This is a genomic window from Agrobacterium sp. DKPNP3, assembly GCF_052686535.1.
This window is the reverse complement of sequence record NZ_JBQYSN010000045.1, coordinates 12,842-38,326: the sequence shown is the minus strand read 5'-3', so window position 1 is coordinate 38,326 and position 25,485 is coordinate 12,842. Positions and strand designations below refer to the sequence as shown.

Annotated in this window: 22 protein-coding genes and 1 pseudogene; 14 read left to right on the top strand and 9 right to left on the bottom strand. The window is 59.8% G+C overall.

The window, feature by feature from the left end:
• Positions 1-314, top strand: a pseudogene (locus ACUTJJ_RS13945) (LLM class flavin-dependent oxidoreductase); the annotation flags it as partial.
• A gap of 5 nt (positions 315-319) precedes the next feature.
• Here the strand turns inward: ACUTJJ_RS13945 and ACUTJJ_RS13940 are convergent.
• Complete coding sequence (locus ACUTJJ_RS13940) at positions 320-1,390, bottom strand: LLM class flavin-dependent oxidoreductase (RefSeq protein ID WP_445542546.1); 1,071 nt, start codon at positions 1,388-1,390, stop codon at positions 320-322.
• Between the two features lie 373 nt (positions 1,391-1,763).
• Here ACUTJJ_RS13940 and ACUTJJ_RS13935 point away from each other — a divergent pair, with 373 nt between their 5' ends.
• From ACUTJJ_RS13935 to ACUTJJ_RS13920, 4 genes are all read left to right on the top strand, one after another.
• The gene (locus tag ACUTJJ_RS13935; protein ID WP_445542545.1) at positions 1,764-2,381 is read left to right on the top strand and encodes an alpha/beta hydrolase; all 618 of its coding nucleotides are present in this window, start codon (positions 1,764-1,766) and stop codon (positions 2,379-2,381) included.
• A 212-nt stretch (positions 2,382-2,593) separates the two neighbouring features.
• On the top strand, positions 2,594-3,763 hold the full coding sequence (gene ssuD, locus ACUTJJ_RS13930) for an FMNH2-dependent alkanesulfonate monooxygenase (RefSeq protein ID WP_445542544.1): 1,170 nt from the start codon (positions 2,594-2,596) through the stop codon (positions 3,761-3,763).
• 144 nt (positions 3,764-3,907) lie between these two features.
• A complete protein-coding gene (locus ACUTJJ_RS13925; protein WP_063950462.1) occupies positions 3,908-4,453 on the top strand; it encodes a flavin reductase family protein in 546 nt (181 codons plus the stop codon).
• Positions 4,454-4,500: 47 nt separating this feature from the next.
• Entirely contained in the window at positions 4,501-5,454 is a 954-nt protein-coding gene (locus ACUTJJ_RS13920) for an acyl-CoA dehydrogenase family protein (protein WP_445542543.1), read from the top strand.
• A 29-nt stretch (positions 5,455-5,483) separates the two neighbouring features.
• Here ACUTJJ_RS13920 and ACUTJJ_RS13915 read toward each other — a convergent pair whose 3' ends face one another.
• Entirely contained in the window at positions 5,484-5,933 is a 450-nt protein-coding gene (locus tag ACUTJJ_RS13915; RefSeq protein ID WP_445542542.1) for an RrF2 family transcriptional regulator, read from the bottom strand.
• Positions 5,934-6,232: 299 nt separating this feature from the next.
• Here ACUTJJ_RS13915 and ACUTJJ_RS13910 point away from each other — a divergent pair, with 299 nt between their 5' ends.
• The 7 genes from ACUTJJ_RS13910 to ACUTJJ_RS13880 all read left to right on the top strand — a co-directional run bounded on the left by ACUTJJ_RS13910 (position 6,233) and on the right by ACUTJJ_RS13880 (position 14,315).
• A complete protein-coding gene (locus ACUTJJ_RS13910; protein WP_445542541.1) occupies positions 6,233-7,234 on the top strand; it encodes an LLM class flavin-dependent oxidoreductase in 1,002 nt (333 codons plus the stop codon).
• A 22-nt stretch (positions 7,235-7,256) separates the two neighbouring features.
• The gene (locus tag ACUTJJ_RS13905; protein ID WP_445542540.1) at positions 7,257-8,597 is read left to right on the top strand and encodes an LLM class flavin-dependent oxidoreductase; all 1,341 of its coding nucleotides are present in this window, start codon (positions 7,257-7,259) and stop codon (positions 8,595-8,597) included.
• A gap of 82 nt (positions 8,598-8,679) precedes the next feature.
• Positions 8,680-9,867 carry a M20 aminoacylase family protein gene (locus ACUTJJ_RS13900; RefSeq protein WP_445542539.1) on the top strand — a complete coding sequence of 396 codons (1,188 nt, stop codon included), beginning with the start codon at positions 8,680-8,682 and terminating at the stop codon, positions 9,865-9,867.
• A gap of 21 nt (positions 9,868-9,888) precedes the next feature.
• On the top strand, positions 9,889-10,434 hold the full coding sequence (locus ACUTJJ_RS13895) for a GNAT family N-acetyltransferase (protein WP_445542538.1): 546 nt from the start codon (positions 9,889-9,891) through the stop codon (positions 10,432-10,434).
• A gap of 13 nt (positions 10,435-10,447) precedes the next feature.
• A complete protein-coding gene (locus tag ACUTJJ_RS13890; protein ID WP_445542537.1) occupies positions 10,448-12,259 on the top strand; it encodes an amino acid ABC transporter permease/ATP-binding protein in 1,812 nt (603 codons plus the stop codon).
• Between the two features lie 23 nt (positions 12,260-12,282).
• Positions 12,283-13,221, top strand: coding sequence for an ABC transporter substrate-binding protein (locus ACUTJJ_RS13885; RefSeq protein WP_445542536.1), 939 nt, complete (start codon positions 12,283-12,285; stop codon positions 13,219-13,221).
• Between the two features lie 158 nt (positions 13,222-13,379).
• Positions 13,380-14,315 (top strand): ABC transporter substrate-binding protein, encoded by a 936-nt coding sequence (locus ACUTJJ_RS13880; RefSeq protein ID WP_063950470.1) that lies wholly within the window; start codon positions 13,380-13,382, stop codon positions 14,313-14,315.
• Between the two features lie 80 nt (positions 14,316-14,395).
• On the opposite strand, the gene ACUTJJ_RS13875 is transcribed toward ACUTJJ_RS13880, so the two are convergent.
• Positions 14,396-15,721 carry an NAD(P)/FAD-dependent oxidoreductase gene (locus ACUTJJ_RS13875; RefSeq protein WP_445542535.1) on the bottom strand — a complete coding sequence of 442 codons (1,326 nt, stop codon included), beginning with the start codon at positions 15,719-15,721 and terminating at the stop codon, positions 14,396-14,398.
• A 229-nt stretch (positions 15,722-15,950) separates the two neighbouring features.
• On the opposite strand from ACUTJJ_RS13875, the gene ACUTJJ_RS13870 reads away from it, so the two are divergent.
• Positions 15,951-16,427, top strand: coding sequence for an Lrp/AsnC family transcriptional regulator (locus ACUTJJ_RS13870; RefSeq protein ID WP_063950531.1), 477 nt, complete (start codon positions 15,951-15,953; stop codon positions 16,425-16,427).
• A 103-nt stretch (positions 16,428-16,530) separates the two neighbouring features.
• On the opposite strand, the gene ACUTJJ_RS13865 is transcribed toward ACUTJJ_RS13870, so the two are convergent.
• The 6 genes from ACUTJJ_RS13865 to ACUTJJ_RS13840 form a co-directional block, all read right to left on the bottom strand.
• Positions 16,531-17,658 (bottom strand): Gfo/Idh/MocA family protein, encoded by a 1,128-nt coding sequence (locus ACUTJJ_RS13865; RefSeq protein WP_445542534.1) that lies wholly within the window; start codon positions 17,656-17,658, stop codon positions 16,531-16,533.
• A 36-nt stretch (positions 17,659-17,694) separates the two neighbouring features.
• Complete coding sequence (iolB, locus tag ACUTJJ_RS13860) at positions 17,695-18,507, bottom strand: 5-deoxy-glucuronate isomerase (RefSeq protein WP_445542533.1); 813 nt, start codon at positions 18,505-18,507, stop codon at positions 17,695-17,697.
• A 190-nt stretch (positions 18,508-18,697) separates the two neighbouring features.
• Positions 18,698-19,606 carry a myo-inosose-2 dehydratase gene (gene iolE, locus ACUTJJ_RS13855; RefSeq protein ID WP_445542532.1) on the bottom strand — a complete coding sequence of 303 codons (909 nt, stop codon included), beginning with the start codon at positions 19,604-19,606 and terminating at the stop codon, positions 18,698-18,700.
• Between the two features lies 1 nt (position 19,607).
• Positions 19,608-21,434: a 3D-(3,5/4)-trihydroxycyclohexane-1,2-dione acylhydrolase (decyclizing) gene (iolD, locus tag ACUTJJ_RS13850; RefSeq protein ID WP_445542531.1), complete on the bottom strand. Its 1,827-nt coding sequence runs from the start codon at positions 21,432-21,434 to the stop codon at positions 19,608-19,610.
• The gene (locus ACUTJJ_RS13845) at positions 21,431-23,347 is read right to left on the bottom strand and encodes a bifunctional 5-dehydro-2-deoxygluconokinase/5-dehydro-2-deoxyphosphogluconate aldolase (RefSeq protein ID WP_445542530.1); all 1,917 of its coding nucleotides are present in this window, start codon (positions 23,345-23,347) and stop codon (positions 21,431-21,433) included. The genes iolD and ACUTJJ_RS13845 overlap by 4 nt, the downstream gene beginning before the upstream one ends.
• A gap of 202 nt (positions 23,348-23,549) precedes the next feature.
• Complete coding sequence (locus tag ACUTJJ_RS13840) at positions 23,550-24,365, bottom strand: MurR/RpiR family transcriptional regulator (protein ID WP_445542529.1); 816 nt, start codon at positions 24,363-24,365, stop codon at positions 23,550-23,552.
• Between the two features lie 201 nt (positions 24,366-24,566).
• On the opposite strand from ACUTJJ_RS13840, the gene ACUTJJ_RS13835 reads away from it, so the two are divergent.
• The gene (locus ACUTJJ_RS13835; protein ID WP_445542528.1) at positions 24,567-25,439 is read left to right on the top strand and encodes a methylated-DNA--[protein]-cysteine S-methyltransferase; all 873 of its coding nucleotides are present in this window, start codon (positions 24,567-24,569) and stop codon (positions 25,437-25,439) included.
• Positions 25,440-25,485 lie beyond the last annotated feature (46 nt).

Here is a 25,485-nt window from a genome sequence, read left to right as displayed (position 1 = left end):
GTGTTATCCTGCCGACCGACAGCGCCAGCCCCGCGACCCGGCGCCGGTACGCGGAGTTCGTTGCGGAGCGCGACAAGCGCACGCGCGCACCACATGGTGCACGCCGTACGCTTTTCCTGCCCGATATCGTCGGCTCTACCGAAAAGATCCTGGAAACTCTCTCGCGCGATCCGGTCTTGCCGCATGTCTCGGAGTTCCGCCTGGAGTTGCCTTACGAGTTCCAGTCTGAGGACTATCGTCAGATTCTATCTGACTTCGCTTCGATCCTGCCACAGCTCAATAAAAATACCTCGCCCTTGAAGGTAGCGGGCTGACGCTCTCAGTCCCGCAGAAGCGGCAGAAGGGCGTCGCCCTGCCGCTTTATTTCCTTCAGATATGGCGTATCCGAAAGGATGAAATGGCTGACGCCCAGCGCCTGGTATTTTTTAAGCGATGCGGCGACATCTTCCGCCGAACCGACCAGCCACGTCGTTGCGGCGCCGCCGCCGCCGAATTTCCCCGGGGCCGTGTAAAGATTATCATCAAGCACGTCGCCTTGATGGTGGAGTTCCAGCAGGCGGCGTTGGCCGACCGCTATTGCCTGCAGGTGGTCGTTCCAGCGGACGCCGCTGCTGGCGGCCATCTCGGCAACTTTCGCTTCTGCATCCCGCCACGCCTGCGCCGTTGTTTCCCGCACCAGGGTGGTAATACGCAGTCCGAACTGCAGCGGCGGGAGATCCCGACCGAGTGCTGCGCTGAGGTGCCTCAGCCTTTCGATCCGCTCGCGCACGCCAGCAAGGGGTTCCCCCCAGAAAAGCTGCACGTCGGCCTCGGTTGCGGCAACCTGCTCAGCCGCATCCGAGGCGCCGCCGAAATAAAGTTTCGGGTGCGGCCGATCGTTGCGTGGAGCGATGCGGGGTAGGACGGTGGAGTTCTTTACTCGAAAATGGTCACCATTGAACGTAACGGATTCCTCGGTCCAAAGCCGCCGCACCAGACGCATGAATTCCTTCGTACGCGCATAGCGTTGCGCCTGATCGCTCTCTTCGTCGCCGTAGGCCGCAAGTTCGTCCCGGCCGGAGACGACGTTGATCCGCACTCTTCCGCCCGAGAGCTGATCAAGCGTGGCGGCAGCGGATGCAAGATTGGCAGGCTTCCAGTAGCCGGGGCGGATGGCTATCAGCGGCTCGAAGGTGGTGGTGCGGGCCGCAAGCGCTGCCGCGACCGTGAAGGTATCCGGTCGCCCCCAACCCGTGCCGAGTAGAGCGCCCTTCCAACCGTGTGCCTCCAGAGCGGTGGCATGGTTCGTTAATGTATCCAGGCTGTTGTGGCTTTCGCTGACGGCGTCGCCGCGATGGCCGGGCGTGACGTCGTTGGGAATGTACCAGAGAAATTCGCCCGTTCCGCTCATATCCATTCGCCCGACTCGCCATTTTATGACCGTAAGCCCACGTGCCACGTTTCGAACGCGCGGTCCTCTCCAGTAATCAGAATGGCAAACCGGCGGTCCCGCCGCGACAAAGCGATATTTCTTTTGTAGCGCTGAAGAGGAAAAGCTTTCTGTCGAGGAGGCCCATATTGCATATATTTTCTATATAGAAATTATGAGCAATATTTTCCGATATGTGGGGGCTGCGTCGCCTCTGAAAAAAATTTAATTATGATATACCCATAATTCCTAGATCATTTTTTCGGGACGTGAAACAAGTTGAGTACTGTCGTCGTGTACTTTCAGCAAAAAGTTCGCGATGCTGCTCGACATCATTCACATCCATGGAGCAGGCATGTGTACGACCTTGATTGTTCCCGGCTTGAACGGCTCGGATGAAGGGCATTGGCAACGGCACTGGCTGCGGGATAATCCCGAGGCCACGCTGGTCGAACAGGACGATTGGCAGTGCCCTGTCCTTGAAGACTGGATAGACCGTCTGGAAACAGCGCTAGCAACGGTGGATAAGGCATACATCGTTGCCCATAGCCTTGGTTGCCTGCTGGTGGCGAACGCGGCTTCACGGCCCTTCGCCACCAAGATCAAGGGAGCGCTTCTCGTTGCGCCTGCCCATCTCGATCGCGTTGAGACGATGCATCCCTGCATCGTCCGCTTTGGCGTTTTTCCGAGACGGCGGCTCACCTTCCCAAGCCTTATCGTGGGTAGCACAAACGATCCATATATGAATGGCGAGCAGCTTGCGCAGACCGCGCGACTGTGGGGCAGCAATGTTACCAATCTTGGTGCGGCCGGGCATATCAACATCGCAAGCGGCCATGGGCGGTGGCCTGAAGGTTATGCTCTTTTTGAGCGATTGAAGACGAGCGTGGAGGCGACAACGCCGAGGCCCCGGCCGTTCTCAAGAACGGTGGGACAGGGCGAGAATTTGCCGGCTGACGTTGGAGCGTCCTGAAACGGGTTTTTTCGGGCACGTTCGGGCTCTATCCGGTGTTTTCGGCGCTAGAAAAAGAGCTCAATTCTTTCTTCAGGGCAGCAGCGGCATAGGTGAGAAACTCTCTTCCGCCGTTCGAAATTGGAACGACATTTCTTCAATACGACGGGTAAGTGGCTACCCTTTTCTCAACACGTCGCATTGCCCGAGGGCATTTTGCAAAGGACCAGTCAATGAGCACGCGCGATAACCCTCTCGATTTTTTATGGTTCATACCCTCGTCAGGCGATGGCAGCTATCTCGGCTCGGACGATCTGTCGCGCCCTTCTGACCCTGGCTATTTCCGTGAAATTGCGCAGGCCGCCGACCGGCTTGGTTATTCCGGCGTCCTCATTCCTACTGGCGTTGCATGTGAGGAATCCTTCATCCTGGCGGCTAATCTTGCCGCTTATACCGAAAAACTGAAGTTCCTCGTCGCCATTCGCCCGGGCGTGGCATCACCTGCCTATTATGCGCGGCTTGCCTCCACGCTCGATCGCGTTTCCCACGGCCGACTGCTGCTCAACATCGTGGTCGGCGGCAGCGCGCAGGAACTGGCCGGTGACGGCATTTTCCTGCCACATGATGAGCGTTACGACCACGCCGACGAGTTCTTCCAGGTGTTCAATTCGCTGATCGAGACCGGCAAGGCACACCTCGATGGAAACTACATCAAGGCGATCGACGCAAAGCTTGGTTTGCCGCCGGTGCAGGAGCCGCGCCCGCCGCTTTATTTCGGCGGCTCTTCCGATGCCGGCATCGAGTTTTCGGCTGGTCTTGCCGATAAGTACCTGACCTGGGGCGAGCCGCCGGCGCAGGTGGCGGAGAAAATCGCCAAGGTGCGCGCTGCCGCCGCCAAGAAGGGACGGAAGGTGACCTTCGGTATCCGTTTGCATTTCATCGTGCGTGAGACTGACGAGGAAGCCTGGGCCGATGCGGACAAGCTGATTTCAAAGCTTTCCGACGAGACGATCGCCTCCGCTCAGGAGGTTTTCTCCAAGGCATCGGATTCCGTCGGGCAGGCGAGGATGCAGGCGCTTCATAATGGTCGGCGCGACAAACTGGAAGTGTCTCCCAACTTGTGGGCGGGAATTGGCCTTGTGCGGTCTGGCGCGGGTACCGCGCTGGTCGGATCACCAAAGACGGTGGCAGCGCGGCTTAAGGAATATCAGGAACTCGGAATCGATACGGTCATTGCTTCCGGCTATCCTCACCTGGAAGAAGCCTATCGTATCTCTGAACTTCTGTTTCCGGAGATCGGCCTTGCGGGACCGCGAAATGAAATCCGATCTTCCTTTGGCGCCAAGCAGGCGTTCGGTGGCGGCGGCCACGGCGGTAATGTGAAGCTGGTCTCGGGGTCCTGAGCGGTTTCAGAGTGGCGGAAGGCGTGACGCAGGCTTAAAAAACATTATTTCTATAGACTAATAGTATTATGGAAAACGATGTCTATTTCTGCCCCCTTCCCGGCTGTTAGCTGTAGAGAATTCAGCTGTTTCAGGAGCCATGTGATGACATTGCAATATGCGGCCAAGGATCAACAATTCATCAATCTTCGGGAGCCGGTGGCGGGCAGGGCGGCCGATGCCGACAGCCTGAAGGCAGCCCTGAGAACGCTCGGGGGCGGCGTCAGCGTTATTACGGCGGGCGAGGGCGATGCGCGTACGGGCGCTACGGTAACGTCGGCAACGGCGCTGTCAGTCGATCCGCCGCGGATTCTTGTTGCGCTCAACCGTTCATCGTCCACATGGCCTGTCGTGGAGCGGTTCGGCCATTTTGCCGTCAACATCGTCGGCACGCCCCATCAGTTCGTGGCCAATCAATTCGCAGGAATTGGCGGGCTAAAGGGAACCGAGCGATATCGTGGCGCGGAATGGACAAGGCTAGCAAGCGGTGCGCCGATCCTCGAAGATGCCGTTGCTGCAATCGATTGCACCATCGAAGAAGCGATCGAGCGCCATAGCCATGTCATCGTCATCGGCAAGGTGGAGGCGATTCGCATCGGCTCCGGTCACTCGCTGCTTTACCAGAACGGGCGATATCATTCAGTAGACTGACGCGATCGTCGGTCGCTGTCGCTCAGTCGTTTTTAGGGGAGTTGAGCATGGGATCTGTCACGCCTCTTGGCGAAACACGTCGTTTCGTTCCTCCACGCCTCGGTGCGGACGTCGATGTTCTCGGCGTTGCCCGGTCGATTGCATCGCACTGCGTCTTCGAAAGCGGCGCGCAGATCCGTGCCCGGATCGCGCGTTCAGGCCTTCTTTCTCTTTCGGTCCCAGAGGAATTTGGCGGGGCGGATATAACCAACGATGTTTTGTCGCAAGCGATCGCCATCATCTCCAAGGCCGATACGGCTGCTGCGCATGACCTCGTTGAACATTTTACTGCGCTTGAATTCATCCGGAATGCAGGGAGTGAGGAACAGCGCAAGTCCCTTTTTTCCCGTCTTGATAGAGGCGAGACATTCGCCTCGGCACAAGTCGCGTCGCACCCGGATGCGGCGGTCGAAGTCAACGACGATGATGGGCCCCTGACACTTCCAGATGAGGTCGCGGGATCAATAACGGGTAATGCCGACTGGATCGTCGTTCCGACCGTCAACAAGGCGGGCCAGCAGCGTCTTGTCGTCATGCGTCATCACCGCAAGTCCTTACGACACGGGCTGCTCGCCGATCATGTCGCCGTTCTTGCGCAGGATGCAGGCAGCCTCGCCGCTTCCGTTGCAACACTTTTGAACGCGGCGGTAGTCCTCGGGCAGAAGCAGCGTGAGCTTGAGGCGCTCCTGATCGACCGACTGGCGGATGAGGGTGCCGCGCGACCTGTGCTTGGGGAAATATTTCTCGCCATCGAACTCTTGAAAGCGCAGATGGCGAGCCTCGCGGGCAACATCGATGCCGCCCAGGTCGGAGCGGAGAATGTGACAAATCGCTCCGTCCGCAACAACGCCATTGCGCTTGAGATATTGATGGCACGTCTCGGGCTTGTCGAGGGGCGCAGCGAGGCAGGGCTGATTGCTTCCCTGAACGACGATCTCAGCCATTTGCAGGCGCATCTTTAGCCTGAGCGAGATTGAGGCTTCTCGTCGTTCTATTTGATGGCTGGAAGCACCAACGGCTCGTGCCCGCCCTTTGCTACGAATTGGGCGAGCGTCATGTTGTCCAATATGGTTGCAATGGCGTCCCGCACATCCGTCATCGAGACCCTCACCTGACAGGTTTCTGGGTGGTCACAGTCGTCGCATGCTTCGAAGGCCGTTCTGCTTGCGCAGCGAATGGGGGCGAGCGGTCCATCGAGCGTGCGGATGACCTGGCCGATCATGATCTCAGATGGCGTCTTGGACAATGAGTAGCCACCATTCGGACCCTTTTTGGATCGCAGAATGCCGGTGTTGCGCAGTTCAAGAAGAATGGTGTCCAGGAATTTCTTCGGAATGTTATTGCGAGCCGCAATTTCGGTCACGAAGGCGGTTTCGCCCTGCGGCAAACGCGCCAGGTCGACAAGGGCCTTCAATCCGTATTTGCCTTTTTTGGTCAACATTGCCTGATCCGAGAAGTGTTCCGCCACGCTCCGCATGACGGCTACCGTTATTCCTTAGTTACTAAGTAGTTTTAAGCGATTTTGCGCGCAAGCCTGTTCCAATGGGTTTGATGTCGAAAGCGACTGCAAAAGCTGTTTTCAACTTTTTTGGTCCTGCGGTTGCACGCTCACCGGCCGCGATGCGGAAAAGGACATCCATAAACAAGATTTTCTCTGATCACCCCGCAACGTGGAACGAACATCCTTTATTAGTCTATAAAATCGGTAGACAAAGTATCCATCAAAAGCGCGAGGTGACGATGTATACGCTCAGTTTGCTGGATAAAAGCCCGGTCCCGACAGGAGAGGACGCCGCGAGCGCGTTCCGCGACACAATCAACCTCGCCAGACGGGCAGAGGAGCTGGGTTACAAGCGGTTCTGGGTGGCTGAGCATCACAATTCGCCCGAGCTTGCCGGCTCTGCACCAGAGGCGCTTGTCGCATGGGTCCTCGCGAAGACCTCCCGCATCCGCGTCGGTTCGGGTGGCGTGATGCTGCAGCATTACAGCCCCTATAAGGTTGCAGAGGTATTCAACGTGCTCTCGTCGCTGGCACCGGGCCGGGTTGATCTTGGTGTCGGCAAGACACCGGGCGGGTTGCCGCTGGCGACGTCGGCCCTCCAGCAGGCTTACGATCCTGACCGCAAGCCGGATTTTGAGGCCACTTTCGGCGAGCTCACGACATTTTTGTCGGGCGCAGCACCTCAAGGACATGCACAGGCCGGCTTACAGGCGACCCCGGTGCCGCCAGTGGCGGTTGAGCGGTTTTTGTTGGGTGCAAGTCCCGAGAGCGCAAGACTTGCCGCCTCAAAGGGCTGGAATTTCGTCTTTGCCGGTCATCTGAATGGCGATACCGACGTCCTCCGTCGCAGCCTTTCGGCTTTTCGCGCGGAAAGCGGTGGCCGGGCGCCAATCGTTGCTCTCTCCGTGTTTGCCGACAGTGACCCAGCTCATGCGGCAAGACAGGTCGAGGGTCAGCGCATCTACCGGGTATTCTTGAGCGACGGCAGGGCTTTCAATCTCGGCCGCCGCGAGCAGGCGGAGGAATTTGCACGCCAATTGGGCGACGCTGATTACCGCATCGAAGAGCGCAAGCCTAACATCCTGCACGGCGGCCCTGAGGGCATCCACAAGGCGCTTCGCGCCCTCTCTGAAGAGCACGGGATTGAAGAATTCATCATCGAGCCGCCTCACGTCGGGGCCGATCAAAGGCTCGCCTCGATCGAACTTTTGGCCACGCACCGCCTGTCACGGGCGGCGTGATTTTCTTTCAGGAGCCTATGATATGACGAAAAAGAAAATCCGTTTCGGCATCATGCTTCAGGGTCCAGGCGGGCACATGAACGCCTGGCGACACCCCAAGAGCCCGGTGGACGCCAGCGTCAATTTCGAGTTTTTCAGAAGGAGCGCCCTGAGGGCGGAAGCGGCCGGAATCGCCTTCGCTGTCGTGGCGGACGGGCTCTACATCAATGAGAAGTCGATCCCGCATTTCCTCAACCGGTTCGAGCCGCTCACGATCCTCTCGGCGCTCGCCGCCGTCACATCGAAGATCGGTCTCGCGGGCACGGTATCGACTTCCTACAGCGATCCCTTCACCATTGCCCGTCAGTTCGCTTCTCTCGACCTTCTGAGCGGCGGTCGCGCCGGGTGGAATGCGGTGACGACACCGCTTGAAGGCACGGCGAAGAATTATAGCCGCAATCATCCGGAACACGCGTTGCGGTACGAGATTGCCGATGAATATCTCGAAGTGGTCAAGGGTCTCTGGGATAGCTGGGACGATGACGCCTTCGTGCGCAACCGCGAGACCGGGCAGTTTTTCGATCGCGCCAAACTCCACACCCTCAGCCACAAAGGTCGGTTCTTCCAGGTGGAGGGGCCGCTCAACATCCAGCGCTCGGCGCAGGGCCAGCCAGTGGTGTTTCAGGCCGGTTCATCCGATGCCGGTATCGGCCTCGCGGGTAAACACGCCGATGCCGTCTTTACCAATTCTGCCTCACTAGAGGAAAACCAGACCTTCCTCAAGCGCGTGAAGCAGAGTGCTGTCGCGCAGGGCAGGTCGGCTGCCGACGTCAAGATTTTTCCCGGCATCGGGCCCATCGTTGGCGAGACACAGGAGGAAGCGGAGGCGAAATATGACGTGATCCGCAACCTCATCACCATTGAGGATGCGCTCGCCTATCTCGGGCGCTTCTTTGATCATCATGATTTCAGTGTTTATCCGCTGGATGAGCCATTTCCCGAACTTGGGGAGATCGGCAAGAACAGCTTTCGCTCGACGACCGACCGCATCAAGCGCCGGGCGAAGGAAAAGAACCAGACGTTGCGCGAGGCGGCGCTGGAAGCCGCCACTCCGCGCGAAGGCTTTATTGGCACGCCAGACAAAGTGGCGGATGAAATCATCCGCTGGGTGGAGCATGACGCCGCCGATGGATTTATCCTCGGCTTTCCGGTGATCGCCGAAGGGCTTGACGATTTTGTCCGCCTCGTCATCCCGGTGCTGCAAGGCCGCGGATATTTCGATCCGCATCTGGAAGGCGCGACGCTGCGCGATCACCTCGGCCTTCCTTTCAAGGAAAGTGTCTATTCCAGCGGCGAAAGCAACACGGAAAAGGCCATCGCATAAGGTTGCGGCCGGGCGGCGGTGATCGCAGCCCGGCACAGATTTCAAGACGCGGCGAAAAAAACGCTGCGCAGGAGACAGAACCATGAATATCCGCATTGACGGCGCGCGTCGGCAGGACGACGCCGAACGGGGAATCCTTGCCTTCATCGAGGAAAGCATCGCCATCCGGCACGATCTTCACCGGCACCCGGAGCTTTCGCTGACGGAGACGCGCACGGCGGCGCTCATCGCCCGTTATCTCCTGTCTTTCGGATATGAGGTGACGGAGGGTGTCGGCGGCCATGGCGTCGTCGCTGCGCTCAGACGTGGTCATGGTGAAAAACGCCTCGGCATCCGCGCCGATATCGATGCGTTGCCGATCCATGAAGAGACAGGCCTTGCCTATGCCAGTGGAACACCTGGCATCATGCACGCCTGCGGCCACGATGGCCATACGGCGATCTTGCTTGCTGCCGCTCGCTATCTTGCCGAAACATCGAATTTCTCAGGGACTTTGACCCTGATCTTTCAGCCTGCCGAAGAGATCGGAGCCGGAGCAAGGGCGATGATCAGGGATCGGCTGTTCGAGCGCTTTCCCGTCGATGCCGTCTTTGGCCTGCACAATTGGCCGGGTGTGGAAACCGGGCAGTTCGGCTTCGTCGAAGGTCCTGCGATGGCCTCCGTCGACAAGGCAAAGGTGCAGATCATCGGCAGGGGCGGGCATGGAGCGTCGCCTCATGAGACGGTCGATCCGGTTCTCGCCTCGGCGAGCTTCATTACCGCCCTGCAAAGCATCGTTTCGCGCAATGTCGATCCGCGCGAGATGGCGGTGCTGACGGTCGGCTCCATCCATGGCGGAACCGCCTCCAACGTCATTCCCGAGAGTGTCGAGCTGCAGATCACCGCCCGGGCTTTTTCGCCCGCCGTGCGCGACAGGCTGGAGGAGCGTCTTCCGGCGCTGGCCAGAGCGCAGGCGGAAAGTTTCGGCGCAAGGGCCGATGTCTCATACTCCCGTGGTTTCCCGCCGGTCATTAATCACGCCCAGGAGACGGTCTTCGCCCGTGAGGTCGCCAGAAGGCATTTCCCGTCCGCGCAGATTGCCGAAACGTTCCAGCCGCGGACAGCGAGCGAGGATTTCGCCTTCATGCTGCAGGAGCGGCCGGGTTCCTACCTCTTCGTCGGCAATGGCGAAAGCGCACCGTTGCACAGCCCTCACTACGATTTCAATGACGCGGTCATCGCGCCGGCCGCGCGCTTCTGGGTGCGCCTGGCCGAAGCCTACCTCTCCTGATGCAAAATTGAGGATAAGGACATGAGCGACAGTTTTCTCTACACCTCGGTCAAAGATCCGCTCGCAACCCCACTTCTGGAGGAGTTGCTGTTCGAATACGATAGCCGTTACGGCACCTTTTTCAACGCGGAAGGCGCCAAGGCGGAACTGAACAAATATCCGCCGGAGGCCTTCAGCCCGCCTTCGGGAAATTTCCTGCTGCTCCTGCGGGATGGCAAGCCGATCGCCGGTGGTGCCTTCATGCGTCACGACGATGAAACCGCAGAATTCAAACGTGTCTGGACCCATTCCGCTCATCGCCGCCAGGGGCTCGCAAAACTCGTTTTGCGGGAACTTGAAGAGCAGGCGGCGCGGCAGGGTTATGCCCGCGTCTACCTGACAACCGGGTTCCGCCAGCCGGAGGCGGTGGGGCTCTACCTTACCAACGGCTATCGGGCTCTTTTCGACACGACCGCCGATCCCGAGACGATCAAATCGCTGCCCTTCGAAAAATGGCTGTCCGGCACAGTTCTGGATCGAACGCCGCTATTGGGGGGCCAGACGCAACTTTCTCCGGCCCATCCGTGAAAGGCCCGTTCTGATGACCATAGCTTCTGATTTTCCGCATGTTGGGTTGAACGACCCGAAGGCCCCTCCCGTCGAGAGCGGGTTGGCCAAAGGCGGCTATTCCCATTTCCGCATCGTGCCGGCGCGTTACCCGCTACGGACGGTGGGCACGGTTTTCTCTATTCTTGTCATCGCGGCCGTCCTGCATTCTGTTTTCGGCAATCCGCGCTGGGGCTGGAACGTGTTTGCCGAATGGTTCTTTGCTGAGCCGGTTTTGGTCGGGCTCGGCCGGACATTGCTGCTGACTGCTCTTGGCGCTCTGTTTGGTTTCCTGCTCGGAACGTTGCTGGCGCTTGCCCGCGTTTCCCGTTCACCATTGCTGGTAGCCGTTTCCTGGACCTATATCTGGATTTTCCGGTCGATCCCACTGATCGTGCTTCTACTGATCCTTAACAATCTCGGTTATCTCTACGAGACCGTCACGATCGGCGTGCCCTATACCGGTATCAATTTCTTCAGCTGGAACACCACGCAGCTGATGACGCCTTTTGCGGCCGCGGTCCTTGGTCTTACCCTCAATCAGGCCGCCTTTGCCTCGGAAATTGTGCGTGGCGGCATCCTGTCGGTCGATCAGGGACAGCTCGAAGCCGCCGCCGCACTGGGCCTTCCCCGCCGCCGACAGGCGTCCCGGATTGTTCTGCCGCAGGCCATGCGCTCGATACTGCCCACGGCCTTCAACGACATCATCGGCCTCGCCAAGGGCACGTCGCAGGTCTATATCCTCGCCCTGCCGGAGCTGTTCTACACGATCCAGATCATCTACCGGCGAAATCTGGAAGTGATACCGCTCTTGATGGTCGCCACCGTCTGGTACCTGGTGATCCTGACGGCGCTTTCCATTGTCCAGCACCATATCGAGCGGCATTTCTCACGCGGGGCGCTGCGCAATCCGCCGCCATCACCCTTCGCCACGATCGTTCGCACCTTCCTGCCGCGCAAGACTGCACCTGATGCGGCGGAGCCCGCTGTTGCGAAGACTGAGCAGACGGTGCCGGTACGCGCTGCCCATTTCCATCCTGGCAACCGCGGCGGCTCGGTCAGCATCCATGGCGTTTCCAAATCTTTCGGGACGCTGAAGGTACTTGACGATGTCAGCCTTTCCATTCCCGCCGGCAGTGTCACCACGATCCTCGGCCAGTCTGGTTCGGGTAAGTCGACGCTGCTGCGCTCGATCAACCATCTGGAGCGGGTCGATGATGGCTTCATCGCGATCGATGGTGAGCTGGTCGGTTATCGGCAGAAAGGCGACACGCTTTATGAGCTGAAAGAAAAGGACATTTTGAAACGCCGTGTCGAGGTGGGCATGGTGTTCCAGAGCTTCAACCTCTTCCCCCATCTCACCGCACTTGAAAACATCGTTGAAGCGCCGGTCGCAGTTCGCGGCATTTCTAAAGAACAGGCCGAGGCCGAGGCGCGCGATCTTCTCGCCCGCGTCGGTCTGGCTGAAAAGGCAGGCGCATATCCCCGCCAGCTTTCGGGCGGGCAGCAGCAGCGTGTGGCCATTGCCCGCGCGCTCGCCCTGCGACCGAAGGTGCTGCTCTTTGATGAACCGACATCCGCGCTCGATCCTGAGCTCGTGAACGAGGTGCTTGATGTCATCAAGGAGCTGTCGCGCTCCGGCGTCACCCTCATCATCGTCACCCATGAAATCGGCTTTGCCCGGGAGGTCTCCGACAGGGTCGTCTTCATGGAACAGGGGCGCATCCTCGAAATCGGCACGCCGGAGAAGGTTTTCAATAAGCCGGACCATCCGCGCACCGCCGCGTTCCTCGCGAAAGTTCTCTAATCAAAAACCAGGGAAACACTCACATGGCATTTTCATCGAAACTATTGTCGCTGTTCGCGGCAGGTCTTTTCACCGCCACCGCTTCCCTCGTCCCGGTCGCCAATGCGCAGGAGGTAGACCTGTCGCCTGAGCAGAAGGGCCGGGTGCGGGCCGAAAAGGTAGAGGAGGCGACCAAACTTCTGCCTGCAGGCTACAAATTTGTCGCTGATGGAAAGCTGACGGTTGCGACCGTCCCCTTCCGTCTGCCGCTTGTGGATTATGCGAGTGACACCAAGACGCCTATCGGCGTGGAGCCGGATATCGCCCAGTTGGTCGCAGACAGTCTCGGGCTTGAGCTGCAGCTTGTTCCGATTGCCTGGGCGGATTGGCCGCTCGGGCTGGCATCCGGAAAATACGACGCCGTTGCCTCGAACATCACGGTGACTGAAGCGCGCAAGGAAAAGTTCGATTTCTCCAGCTACCGCAATGACTTGCTTGGCTTTTACGTTGGCAATAACAGCAAGGTGACATCGATCGGCAAGCCGGAGGATGTGGCGGGCTTGAAGGTCATCGTCGGCGCCGCCACCAATCAGGAGCAGATCCTGCTGAAATGGATCAAGGACAACAAGGCCAAGGGGCTCGCCGACACGGAGGTGCAATATTACGACGATCAGGCGGTACTCGATGTCGCCCTGCAGTCGGGCCGCGCGGACGCCTATCTCGGACCCAATGCGACTTCCGCCTTCCAGGCAGCAAGCCAGAAGAAAACCAAACTCGTCGGCACCTTCTCCGGCGGATGGCCGGAAGCTGCAGAAATCGCAGTCGCCTCCAAAAAGGACGCTGGCATTGCCGAAGCTATCACCGCGGCACTGAACGCCCAGATCAAGAACGGCAACTACGGCAAGGTCCTTGCCCGCTGGAATCTCGGCTCGGAAGCCATCAGGGAATCCCGCACCAACCCGCCCGGCCTGCCAAAGAGCTGAAGCGCAAGTTTGCCGAAAAGCTGGGTTGCCAAACGCTGGGTGGCCGAAAGCTGAGTTGCCAAATGCTGAGCTGAAAGTGGGACATCACTCAGCCGGTAGCGCGGGCATCCTCCCGCCCGCGCTATCTCCGTCCCGCAAGCGTTTAATCGGGAACCACAATGACGTTCACCTCTCGCCTTGTCGCGGCAATGCTTGCCGCCATTTATTCCACCGGTGGCTTTGAACCTGCTTCGGCAACCGATGTTTTCGATCTCTCTCCCGATCAGCCGGGCCGTATCAGGGTTGAAAAGGATGCCGGCGCCATCGCAGCGCTGCCGAAGGACTATAAGTTCGTCACGCCAGGAAAATTTACCGTCGCAGTGTCACCGGGCGGACCGCCGCTCGCCACCTATGCGACGGATGCAAAGACCGTGGTCGGAGCAGACCCCGATTACGCCCTTGCCGTGGCAGATAGCCTCGGCCTTGATCTGGAGCTCGTGCCCGTCGCCTGGGCCGATTGGCCACTGGGGTTGGCTTCCGGCAAATATGATGCCGTTATCTCGAATGTAGGTGTGACGGAGCAGCGTAAGGAGAAGTTCGATTTCTCCACTTACCGGCAGGGCCTGCATGGCTTCTTCGTCAAGTCCGACAGCGGCATAGGGGCCATTAATGAGCCCAAGGATGCCGCAGGCTTGAGGATCATCGTCGGCGCGGGCACCAATCAGGAGCGCATCCTGCTGAAATGGAGCGATGAGAATGTCGCCGCCGGATTGAAGCCGATAGAGCTGCAATATTATGACGACGAGGCCACGCGGCTCGTGGCGCTTTCCGCAGGGCGCGCAGACGTTATCGTCCAGCCGCACGCACAGCTGGTTTTCATTGCCGCCCGCGACAAGACCATCAAGCGCGTCGGAACGCTCTCTGCCGGCTGGCCGGAACGGTCCGATGTTGCCATCACCACGCGCAAGGGTTCCGGATTGGCCGATGCGCTGACGCTCGCCACAAACGATCTGATCAAGAGCGGCGCCTACAAAAAGATTCTGGATCGCTGGCAGCTTTCGGAAGAGGCTCTTCCGGAATCGCGGACCAATCCGCCCGGCCTGCCGAAAAGTTGATTGGTGGATATTGATGCGGTGGACCATGCTACCCACAGGCGCAAGGACCTGCGGGTAGTGCCGCTTCCGGCCTTCGCGCTCTAGAAATCCGCAACCTTGCCCCAGGATGAGTTGAGGAAGCGGCTGGGTTGATAGGGCGTTGGATCGACGATCGGGTTCGATCCCGTCACGATATCGGCGATGAGATGGCCCGCGCCCGGGCCGATGCCGAAGCCGTGGCCGCTGAAGCCTGCGGCGAGGATCAAGCCCGGCAACTCCGTCGTTTCGCCAATCGCCGGCACACCGTCCGGTGTGCTGTCGATGAAACCCGCCCATGCGGCCGCAATCCGGGTGTTTTTGAGGGCTGGCAGAAGCTTGAGAGCCCTTTCATGTGTTTCCTTGATAGCGGCTGCATTGGGTTTCGGATCGAGGATGCGCACACGCTCCATCGGGGTTGGTGCATCCAGACGCCAGCGTCGCAAGGTTTCGTGGCCGCCACGAACGCCTTCCAGGCCGCCAGGGCGCAGGCTTTTCCAACGTTTGACGAACATCGGAACGAACTCGCGGGAAAATCTCATCTGCTGGGCTGTCGGGTCGATGCGACCAAGCCCGCTTATGGCGAGCGTGTAGCCACCATTGCTTCTTTTTGTAACCGAGACGGCCGCGGTGTGAAGAGCATCCGGCAGGCCTTCCGCTCCGGGCGTGACGGCGAGAATGGACGAACGCACCGAGGCTTGCGGAAAGCGGATGCCAAGTTGACGGCAGAAGGATGAGGCCCAGGCACCGCCGGACATGATGGCAGTCCTGGTGCGGATCGTACCTCGTTCTGTGACGACGGCGCTGACGCGGCCGCCTTCGGTTTCCAGCCCACGTGCTGCGCAGTTCTGGTGCACCGTCCCGCCCAGTTTGATGATGGCGCGTGCCACTGATGGTGCCGCCATGGACGGATCGGCCGTGCCGTCGGTTGGTGAAAACACGCCGCCCTTCCATCGCTTGCCGGTGGCACGGCCGCGTTCGCTCGCCTCATCGGCGCTCAGCATATGGGTGGTGACCCCGGCTGTGATTGCAAAGTCGCGCCAGCGTGCCCAACCGGCAAGCTCTGCCTCATTGTCGCTCAGGTAAAACAGCCCGCAGCGACGGAAACCCGTATTCTCGCCGCTTTCTTTGCCAAATTCCTCCCACAGCGCGAGGCTTCTGGTCGAGATCGGCAATTCACGGGCATCGCGGTTCTGTTGGCGGCACCAACCCCAGTTGCGGCTGGATTGCTCCCCGCCGATGAGGCCCTTTTCCACCAGAGCGACCTTCAGTCCCCGCCGCGCGAGATAATAGGCTGCAAAGACACCGACGATGCCGCCACCGATAATGACGGCATCCGCGGAGTTGGGCAGTTCCGGCGAGGTCGTTATCTGTTGCAGCGGCGCGGGCATGGTCGAACTCCTTCTGTTGGTCCTAATTTACCGCACCTGACGTGTAAACGCTGCCAGACTGCGCCTCTCATCGGAATCTCATGCCGTTCGGAAGCGTTTCTGCAACTCTTTATGCTGCACCCAAAAAATAACTCCACGTCGACAGATGTTGCCCGTGTGGTAAGATTTCTTCAAAGGTGCCAGAATTTTATGCTGCATCGATAAAAGACATTGAGGGGTTCCGCAGATGATGAAGCTTGACCGAATCGACATCAAGATTCTCTACGAGTTGCAGAAGAACGGTCGTATCACCAATGTGGAGCTGGCGGAGCTCGTCAACCTCTCTCCGAGCCCCTGCCTGATGCGGGTCAAAAAGTTGCAGGCGGAGGGCTATATCGGTGGGTATTCCGCACAGATCAACGTGAACAAGCTCGGCCAGACGCTGACGGTGTTTACGGAAATCACGTTGAAGAATCATCGGCAGATCGATTTCGCCCGCTTCCTCGGCGTCGTCGAAAAGATCGACCAGGTCATCGAATGCCACCTGGTTTCCGGCGGCTACGACTATCTGCTGAAATTCGTGACGTCAGGCATTGTCGAATATCAGTCGATCATGGAGCGGCTGACCGATATGGATGTCGGTATCGACAAATATTTCAGCTTCGTGGTGCTGAAATCCCCAATTGTCAAAACCCACATGCCGCTCACCAGCCTGTTTCCGCTTTGAGCTGGGCGGTGCGCGGCGGCCGCGCGCCGGTGTCTCTGACCGGCACGTCCTGCTAGACAGGAACTGTTCCGAGCATGGCGGTCGCGACGGCGAGCGCCCGAACCTATTCCGCGATCTCGGCGGCGCCCACCCAGCGCCCTTCGGCGAAGGATCGGGCCATGGCGTGAATGCTGCGCTCGATCTTCAGCCCTTCCTCGAAATCGATGATATGGGCCTTCTCGCCCTCGATTGCCGCGATCAGCTCCCGGCATTCGATCACCTTCAGGTCGTTGAAGCCGAGGCCATGGCCGGGGGCGGGAATGAAGCGGTCGTAGGGCTTGTGATGGGGCGCGGTGAGGATAGTTCGGAAACCCTGTTCTTCCGCGCGTCCATCCGTGGTGTAAAGCTGGAACTCGTTCATTCGTTCCTGATCGAACAGGATCGATCCCGTAGAGCCATAAATCTGGACGGCGATGCGGCCCTTGCGGCCCCAGGCGGAACGGTTGGCAATGAGCACGGCGGAAATGCCGCCTTCAAGTTTCAGGAGAACGCTGGCAAGATCATGTGTCTCAACGGTGCGCTCGCCGCCGCCGGCAAGCGGGCGGGTCTCATAGGGCTTTACCATATCGGTGATGGCGCTTTGCGCGTGACCGAACAGGGCGTAAAGCAGCGACAGCGGGTGGACGGCAAAATCGTCCAGCGCGCCATAACCGGAGGTCGCCTCGCTCTTCCAGTAGAAGGGCTGGGTCGCATCGGCCATGAAGTCCTCGTCCATTTCGGCGCGGACGTGATAGACGTTACCGATCGCGCCTTCGTCGATCAGGCGGCGCATGTGGCGGATGACGGGGTTCTGAATATAGTTGTAACCCATCGCCGCCGCCTTGCCGGACCGGCGGGCCGCATCGCGCATCTTCACCGCGTCAGCAAAGGCGGGCGCCATTGGCTTTTCGCACCAGACATGCTTGCCGGCCTCAAGCGCGGCTATCGCCATTTCCGGATGAAAGGCGTTGGGCGTGGTGACCGAGATGACGTCGATTTCCGGATCGGCCAGCAGGTCGCGCCAGTTGCCTGTCGAGTGGGTAAAACCGAACTCGGCCGCTTTCTTCGCGGCAAGCTCGGGGTTGACTTCCGCAAGCGTCACCAGGCGGGGGCGTTCCACATCGCCGAAGACGCTCGTGACGTTATTCCACGCCAGTGCGTGGCACTTGCCCATGTAACCCGTGCCAATAAGGCCCACGCCAAGAGCGGCCATGGTATTCTCCTCCCAGAGATGTGATGTTTGAATGCTTCAGGGATTATCGCGCTTGAAAATCCAGTCATGATCCGGGTGGTTCTTGAAGCGCCATTTGCGCATCGGCCCCGCCATCACGTTCAGATAATACATCTCGTAGCCATAGGGCGCGCCGCAGGGGTGATGGCCCTTTGGCACGAGCACGACATCCCCATCCGATACTGCCATGGTCTCGTCCAGCGAGCCGTCTTCGGTGAAGACGCGCTGGAAACCGAAACCCTGCGCCGGGTTGAGCCGGTGGTAATAGGTCTCTTCCAGATAGGTCATGTTGGGGTAGTTATCCTCGTCATGCCGGTGCGGCGGATAGGACGACCAGTTGCCGGAGGGCGTGAAGACCTCCGTGACCAGCAGGCTGTCGGCCACATCGCGCTCTTCCATGGCGATGGGGAAGATGTAGCGCGTATTGGCGCCCTTGCCACGCTCCGTCAGCTGCACACCGTCAGGCCCGATCTGCTGCGCCTCGCGGCTGCCTTTTTCGCCGGGTGCGGTGCAGACGCCGACGGTGCAATCGGTCGTGGCGGTCAGCGACCATTCGGAGCCTGCGGGCACGTAGACGCAATGTGGCGGCTTGCGCTCGAACACTTTCATGCGGTCACCGAGTTCACCGAAATCCTTACCGCCTGCGGAAATCGTCGCCTTGCCTTCGACCAATACGAGGATGACTTCCGTGTCGCCGGTGCTTTCCGCTGCCGTCTCGCCCGGCTTCAGTCGGTAGAGGCCGAAACCGACATAACCCCAATCCGCGCTTTGGGGCGTGATATCGTGCACCTTGCCGCTGGTCGCGACCGGCTTGCGCAGAAGTGAGGTCATGGTGGCGTTCCTTTTTGGTCAGTCGTTCGTCGGTTCTTGCCGTCTCGTCACCCCGGCCTTGAGCCGGGGTCCAGCCGACGCGCGTCCGCGCGGCGGGGAGAGTCTTCTCAACCCAAAGAACTTGGGCTGGCTGGATGCCGGCTCAAGGCCGGTATGACGCGCGCGGTGTATAGCCCGCTGTCGGCTCAGCTTAAGCAGCTTCAGCCTTATCCAGCCCCACTTCGCGCGCAAAAGCCTTCAGCGATTTCAGCCCGAGGCTCTGATACTCGAACGGGTTGCGCACGTCAGGATCCTGCTCGGCCTCGATAACCAGCCAGCCGCTGTAACCATGCTCAGCCGCCACTTTCAGCACCGGCGGAAAGTTCACGCCGCCTTCGTTATCGCCAGGCACGGTGAAGACACCGCGGCGAACGCCTTCGAGGAAGGAAAGTCGTTCGTTGCGGACCTGATCGGCAATGATCGGGCGCACGTTCTTGGCATGGATATGGCCGACACGGCCCATGTATTTCTGCGCGACGCGGACAGGATCGCCGCCGCCGAAGAGGCAATGGCCGGTATCGAGCAGCAGATGCGTCTTCGGACCGGTATGTTTCATCAGGAGGTCGATCTCGTCTTCGCTTTCGACCACCGTTCCCATGTGGTGGTGATAAACGAGGGTGATGCCCTGTTCTGCGGCAAAGGCGGCCAGTGCCTCGACACCGGCGCCAAACTTCGCCCAGTCTTCGGCCGCAAGGCGCGGACGGTCGACCAGCGCCGTGTCATCTGCGCCGTGGATGGCGTTGGAGGTCTCGCAGACGATGATGACCTTCGAGTCCATGGCCTTCAGCAGGTCAAGCGCCGGCTGCATTGCCTTCTTTTCGGATTCGATATCGTCGGTCAGAAGGTTCAGCGAGTGCCAGCCCGAGACGAAGGAGAGGCCGCGCGGCGAAAGCACGCCCTTCAGGCCTTCCGGGTCGGTCGGGAATTTGTGCCCCTTTTCGATGCCGTCGAAACCGATCTTGGCGGTTTCATCAAGGCATTGTTCCAGGCTGATATGGGCGCCCAGCGTGCGGTCGTCGTCATTGGACCAGGCGATGGGGTTGGTGCCGTAACGGATCATCTTAACTTCTTTCCTTCAGGGCGTTTTCATAACGGGCGCGCGCATCGGTCACTTCGGGGCGGTCCGATGTTTCGGGAACGGCGACGTCCCACCAGTGGCCACCGGCCTGCGGTGTCGGGTAGGGGTCGGTCTCGATAACGATGACGGTGGTGCGGGTCGAAGCGCGGGCCGCTGCCAGCGCATCCTCCAGCTCTGATATCGTCGATACTTTGCGCGCATCCGCGCCCATCGATGCCGCGTGCGCGGCAAAATCGATAGCGATAGGATTGACGTTGCTGTGGGCGTAGAGGTTGTTGAACTGCGCGCCGCCGGTGGCCATCTGCAGGCGGTTGATGCAGCCGTAACCCCTGTTGTCGGTGATGACGAGCGTGATCTTCACGCCCATGGCAACCGATGTCGCAAGCTCGGAATTCATCATCATATAGGAGCCGTCGCCGACCATGACGATCACATCGCGGTCCGGTTCCGCCATCTTGATGCCGAGGCCCCCGGCGACCTCGTAACCCATGCAGGAGAAGCCGTATTCCATGTGGTAGGAAAGCGGCAGCTTGGATTTCCACAGCTGGTGCAACTCGCCCGGCATGGTGCCTGCCGCGCACATGACGACGGTATTATCGCGCGACTGGCGCTGCACCGCGCCGATGACCTGCATGTCGGTGGGCAGGCTGTTTGCGTGCTCCTCGCCCGGCGCCGCCGTATCGGCATCGGCCTTTTCGAACCATGCTGCCTTTAGACCGGCATCCGGCGCCGCAAAACGGTGGCTGCCGAGGGCTGCGGAGAGTTTTTCAAGCCCGATTTTGGCATCCGCCGTCAGGCTGATCGCATCGTGCTTGGCGCTATCATAGGGCTGCACGTTGAGCGCCAGGATTTTGCGGTCCGGGTTCTTGAACAGCGCCCAGGAGCCGGTGGTAAAATCCTGAAAACGGGTGCCGACACCAAAGACCAGATCGGCCTTTTCGCTGATGATATTGGCGCTTTCCGCACCGGTCACTCCGACCGGGCCGAAATTCAGATCGTGATCCCAGGCGAGCGCCGATTTGCCGGCCTGTGTTTCAACGACGGGGATGGAATGTGTTTCCGCAAAGCGCTTCAGCGTCTCCGTTGCGCCGGCGAAATGAACGCCGCCACCAGCAACGATAATGGGGTTCTTCGCGGCCTTCAGCGCCGCGACGGCCTCTTCGAATTCCATCACGTCTGGCTCGGGGCGGCGCTGGCGCCACACCCGCTTTTCGAAGAAGCTTTCGGGATAGTCATAGGCTTCCGCCTGTACATCCTGGCAGAAGGCGAGCGTTACCGGGCCGCAATCGGCAGGGTCCGTCATGGTGCGCATGGCGCGGGGAAGCGCTGTCAGCAACTGTTCCGGCCGCATGATGCGGTCGAAATAACGGCTGACCGGGCGGAAGCAATCATTCACCGTCATCGTGCCGTCGCCGAAATCTTCCAGCTGTTGCAGCACGGGGTCCGGGCCACGATTGGCGAAGACATCACCGGGGATGAGAAGAACGGGCAGGCGGTTGACATGCGCAAGCGCGGCCGCCGTCACCATGTTGGCAGCACCAGGGCCGATGGAGGAGGTGACTGCCATGGCCCGTCTGCGGCGCAGCTGCTTGGAGTAGGCTATGGCAGCATGGGCCATGGATTGTTCGTTCTGGCCGCGATAGGTCGGCAGCTCGTCCCTGACACCATACAGCGCTTCGCCGATGCCGGCGACATTGCCATGGCCGAAAATCGCCCACATGCCGGCAATATAGGTTTCGCCGTGTTCATTCATCTGTGCTGCCAGGTAACGAACCAGGGCTTGCGCAGCCGTCAATCTGATTGTCTTCACGCTGCCTCTCCCTTTTTGGCGCGCGCCTCATCCCAGATACGGCACAGGCTGGTATAGCGCTGCGCCATATCCTTGACCGCTTCCTCGTCGGTCATCTTGCCGGAAAGCCAGCCGCGGGCGGCGTCGGCAAAAATCGTCCGGCCAACCGCGAAACCTTTGACCAGATCGAAGCCAGCCGCAAGGCGGAAGCTTTCTTCCAGTTCGCTCTGCGGTGCGTCGAGACCAAGCACGACGATGCCCCGCACATAAGGGTCATTGCGATGCACGGCGTCGCAGGCATTCTTCCACGCCGCCGTGGTTTTCATCGGCTCCAGCTTCCACCAGTCGGGGCAAACGCCGATCTCGTAAAAGCGCTCGATGATGCGGGCGGCGGTGAGATCGTCGGTCGGGCCGACCTTGGAGGGAATGACCTCCAGCAGCATTTCCAGCCGGTTTCGACGCGCCGCTTCGAACAGCCGTATAACGGTTTCTTCCTGCGCGGCGCGCATTTCGTCCGTGTCATCGGGGTGATAGAAACACAGTACTTTCACGACATTTTCGAGCGGCCATTCGGAAAGCCCGCCAAAATCCTTGCCCAGTTCCGGTTCCAGCGTCAGCGGGCGCGAGCCCGGCCATTCTACCGGACGGCCGATCCAGAGACCGGAGCCGCTCGCCGCAAACAACGCGTCACGTCCAAGGCGTCCGTCGCAGAGAATGCCGTAACCCGGCTCGCCACCGGAAACTTTTTGCGCAGCCTGGAGGCAAAGCTTCTTGAAAGCGCCAATCTGCTCGTGCTTGACGCCAAGCTCGTCGGCGATCGCTTCCAGCTGCATGCGATGGTCGAAGGCGAAGACGCGCATGGTTTCCCAGTCGCCCTTGCGGTTGGTAGACCAGTGCACCTGCTCGAGCGCTTCGTCCTTGCGCAGCGCCTTGTTGCGAATGCCGGCCTTGAAGAAATATTGCAGCTCTTCCCAGCTTGGATAGGCCGGCGTGCAGCCATGGCGGGAGACGGCGAAGGCGCCGCAGGCATTGGCGTATTTCAGCGTCGTCGGCCAGTCTTCGCCGCGCAGCCAGCCGCGGAACAGTCCGGCCATGAAGCCGTCACCAGCGCCCAGAACATTGAATACCTCGATCGGGAAACCTTCGCCCGTCTCGCCATCATCGAGGCTTGCGGGAATGTCGCCGGTGAAGACCGAAGCACCCATCGGGCCGCGCTTGCACACCAGCGTGGCATTCGAAACCTGGCGGACGGCATTCAGTGCGGTCAGCGTATCTGTCGAGCCGCCGGCAATGTGGAACTCCTCTTCCGTGCCGACGATCAGATCGAAGAGATGCAGGGTGGATTGCAGCTTGGCGGTGACCTTCTGCGATTCCACGAAACGGCTTTCGCCATCGCCGTGGCCGGCCACTCCCCAGAGATTGGGGCGGTAATCGATATCAAGCGCGGTCTTCGCGCCATTTTCGCGGGCGAGTTTCAGCGCCTTCAGCACCGCCGCTTCCGTTTTCGGATGTGACAAATGCGTGCCGGTGGCACAGACGCATGCCGCCTCGGCAATGAAGGCGGGATCGATATCGTCTTCGCTCAGCGCCATGTCGGCACAGTTTTCGCGGTAGAAAATCAGCGGGAACTGGTTCTGGTCACGAATGCCGAGCAGCACCAGCGCCGTCAGGCGCTCCGGGTCGGTTTTCACGCCACGCACGTCCACGCCTTCGCGCACCAGCTGTTCGCGGATGAAGCGGCCCATGTGCTCGTCGCCGACACGGGTAATGACGGCGCTGTTTAGGCCAAGCCGCGCAGCACCGGCTGCGATGTTGGTGGGAGAGCCGCCAATATATTTGGCAAAGGAGGCCATGTCCTCCAGACGGCCACCGACCTGCGAACCGTAAAGGTCAACAGACGAGCGCCCGATCGTGATGAGATCAAGTTTTTTCAAAAGGTTCCTCCTTAGCACCGCGCTTTGACGCGGTGTACCTCATGGTGCGGGCAGTTCTGGTCAGAGTGCCGTCAGCTGTCGCCATTCCGCTTCGGCGAGCCTCCTCTGCTCGCTGATGCCGTTACGGAAAGGACGGTCGTGGAATGCCCGTTTCATAAATTTGGATCATAAATTCTATTTTTCCCGTTTTCAATAAAAATATTCAGGCGGTTTTGCGTGCGCCTACAGCGACCGCCAGCGTGATGGCCAGACAGAGAGTGGCCGAAAGCGAGCGGAACGCCCCAAAATCGATCTCAGTGACGGTTAGCAGGGTCGCACCGGATTTTCGGAGTGGGTTAACGGCGGAATCGGAAAGCGCGACAACCGGAATGCCATTGGAGCGGGCGTTTTCAGCCAATTCCAGCGTTTCGGTGGAATAGGGAGAGAAGGTGATCGCTATCAGCGCGTCGTCCTGTGAGATGGCGCTGACATTGCTGAGCCCGCCGACCGCGCTGTGCAGCACCGCCGGCACCTTCATCTTCTCGAAGGCGTATGCCAGATAGCTGGCGATGGGAAACGAGCGCCGCAAACCGATAATGTGAACGGTGCGTGCCTTGGCAAGAGCCGAAACCGCCTCATCCAGTTGCCGGGTATCTACCGATTTCAGCAGCATTTCGAGCGAAGATCGACCTGCCTCCACGAATTCCGCCAGCAGACCGGAAGCGCTCTCGTCGCCCTTTTCGCGCAGGTGATCGAGCCGGGTGGCATAATCCGGCCAGCCACCAACATAGGAATCACGGAAGAGCCGCTGCATTTCTGAAAAGCCGGAAAAGCCGAGGATCTGGCAGAAGCGCATGAAGGCTGACGGCTGCACGCCGGCCCCCTCGGCCATTTCGGCAACGGTGGAGACAGCGATGCGGTCCTGATTGGAGGCGACATAGTCGGCACATTGCCGCAATCGTTTCGGAAGGCCCTCCGCAACCTGGAGCAATCGCTCCTCGAAAGCCTTCACCGAATCTGGCGCCTCGCTTGCCGTCATTGTTTTCCCTTTGCGACACGTAAAATTGCGGGCACTTTACCTTCGATGGAATTTTTATTCCATCGGGTTTTTAAACGGGTCGATCAGGATGCACAGGCGGTCGACAATGCGGCGGTACGACGGCAATTGCAGGATGGCGCAAGAAACGGGTGGAGGCCGATACGCTTTGATGGTTTTCTATAAAGCGTTAGGAGACATGCGATGAACGCCAACATTTCGCTGAACGAAGACATTACCCCCATTGGCTCCGATTATGAAACGGTGCGCGGGGTCATTGAGCTTTTGACGCTGGATTATCGCGAGCAACCTTCCCTCGATGCCATTGCCGCACGGCTCGGTCAGTCACCGACGCAGTTGCAGAAGACCTTTACCCGTTGGGCCGGCCTTTCGCCCAAGGCGTTCTTGCAGGCGGTCACGCTCGATCACGCCAAGAGACTGCTGCGTGAGGAAGATCTGCCGCTGCTGGAAACGTCAATCGAGGTCGGAATGTCCGGCCCCGGACGCCTCCACGATCTGTTTGTCACGCATGAAGCGATGTCGCCGGGCGAATGGAAGGCAAAAGGCGGCGGTCTGACGATCCGCTATGGGTTTCATACGTCGCCGTTCGGTCTTGCCCTTGTTATGGTGACCGACCGCGGGCTTGCCGGCTGTGCATTTGCCGATCCGGGGGAAGAGCGCGCCTGTTTTGAAGATATGGCGGGCCGCTGGCCGCATGCGCGTTATGTCGAGGATCGTGAAGCGACCGCCCCCTATGCAGCCCGTATTTTCGAGCCATCGCTCTGGTCGGCGGATCGGCCGTTGCGCGTGGTGCTGCTCGGCACGGATTTTCAGGTGCGCGTGTGGGAAAGCCTGCTGAAAATACCGATGGGTCGCGCCGTCACCTATTCCCATATCGCTTGCGATATCGGCCAACCAGCCGCCTCCCGGGCCGTCGGCGCGGCGGTTGGCGCCAACCCGGTGTCTTTCGTCGTTCCCTGTCATCGCGCTGTCGGTAAAAGCGGGGCGCTGACGGGATACCACTGGGGCCTGACACGCAAACGGGCAATGCTGGGCTGGGAAACAGGCAAGGTGTGAGGCGGTGCTCGTCTTCGTTAGCCGATGAGAAGAGGCTCGATTAAAA

Bases quoted from the DNA above. Each gene is read 5' to 3' on its own strand.
- ACUTJJ_RS13875 (WP_445542535.1), bottom strand. From the start codon at position 15,721: ATGCCCGCGCCGCTGCAACAGATAACGACCTCGCCGGAACTGCCCAAC.
- ACUTJJ_RS13880 (WP_063950470.1), top strand. From the start codon at position 13,380: ATGACGTTCACCTCTCGCCTTGTCGCGGCAATGCTTGCCGCCATTTAT.
- ACUTJJ_RS13935 (WP_445542545.1), top strand. From the start codon at position 1,764: ATGTGTACGACCTTGATTGTTCCCGGCTTGAACGGCTCGGATGAAGGG.
- ACUTJJ_RS13870 (WP_063950531.1), top strand. From the start codon at position 15,951: ATGAAGCTTGACCGAATCGACATCAAGATTCTCTACGAGTTGCAGAAG.
- ACUTJJ_RS13940 (WP_445542546.1), bottom strand. From the start codon at position 1,390: ATGAGCGGAACGGGCGAATTTCTCTGGTACATTCCCAACGACGTCACG.
- ssuD (WP_445542544.1), top strand. From the start codon at position 2,594: ATGAGCACGCGCGATAACCCTCTCGATTTTTTATGGTTCATACCCTCG.
- iolB (WP_445542533.1), bottom strand. From the start codon at position 18,507: ATGACCTCACTTCTGCGCAAGCCGGTCGCGACCAGCGGCAAGGTGCAC.
- iolE (WP_445542532.1), bottom strand. From the start codon at position 19,606: ATGATCCGTTACGGCACCAACCCCATCGCCTGGTCCAATGACGACGAC.
- ACUTJJ_RS13835 (WP_445542528.1), top strand. From the start codon at position 24,567: ATGAACGCCAACATTTCGCTGAACGAAGACATTACCCCCATTGGCTCC.
- ACUTJJ_RS13885 (WP_445542536.1), top strand. From the start codon at position 12,283: ATGGCATTTTCATCGAAACTATTGTCGCTGTTCGCGGCAGGTCTTTTC.
- ACUTJJ_RS13920 (WP_445542543.1), top strand. From the start codon at position 4,501: ATGGGATCTGTCACGCCTCTTGGCGAAACACGTCGTTTCGTTCCTCCA.
- ACUTJJ_RS13925 (WP_063950462.1), top strand. From the start codon at position 3,908: ATGACATTGCAATATGCGGCCAAGGATCAACAATTCATCAATCTTCGG.
- ACUTJJ_RS13895 (WP_445542538.1), top strand. From the start codon at position 9,889: ATGAGCGACAGTTTTCTCTACACCTCGGTCAAAGATCCGCTCGCAACC.
- ACUTJJ_RS13840 (WP_445542529.1), bottom strand. From the start codon at position 24,365: ATGACGGCAAGCGAGGCGCCAGATTCGGTGAAGGCTTTCGAGGAGCGA.
- ACUTJJ_RS13910 (WP_445542541.1), top strand. From the start codon at position 6,233: ATGTATACGCTCAGTTTGCTGGATAAAAGCCCGGTCCCGACAGGAGAG.
- ACUTJJ_RS13900 (WP_445542539.1), top strand. From the start codon at position 8,680: ATGAATATCCGCATTGACGGCGCGCGTCGGCAGGACGACGCCGAACGG.
- ACUTJJ_RS13865 (WP_445542534.1), bottom strand. From the start codon at position 17,658: ATGGCCGCTCTTGGCGTGGGCCTTATTGGCACGGGTTACATGGGCAAG.
- ACUTJJ_RS13905 (WP_445542540.1), top strand. From the start codon at position 7,257: ATGACGAAAAAGAAAATCCGTTTCGGCATCATGCTTCAGGGTCCAGGC.
- ACUTJJ_RS13915 (WP_445542542.1), bottom strand. From the start codon at position 5,933: ATGTTGACCAAAAAAGGCAAATACGGATTGAAGGCCCTTGTCGACCTG.
- ACUTJJ_RS13890 (WP_445542537.1), top strand. From the start codon at position 10,448: ATGACCATAGCTTCTGATTTTCCGCATGTTGGGTTGAACGACCCGAAG.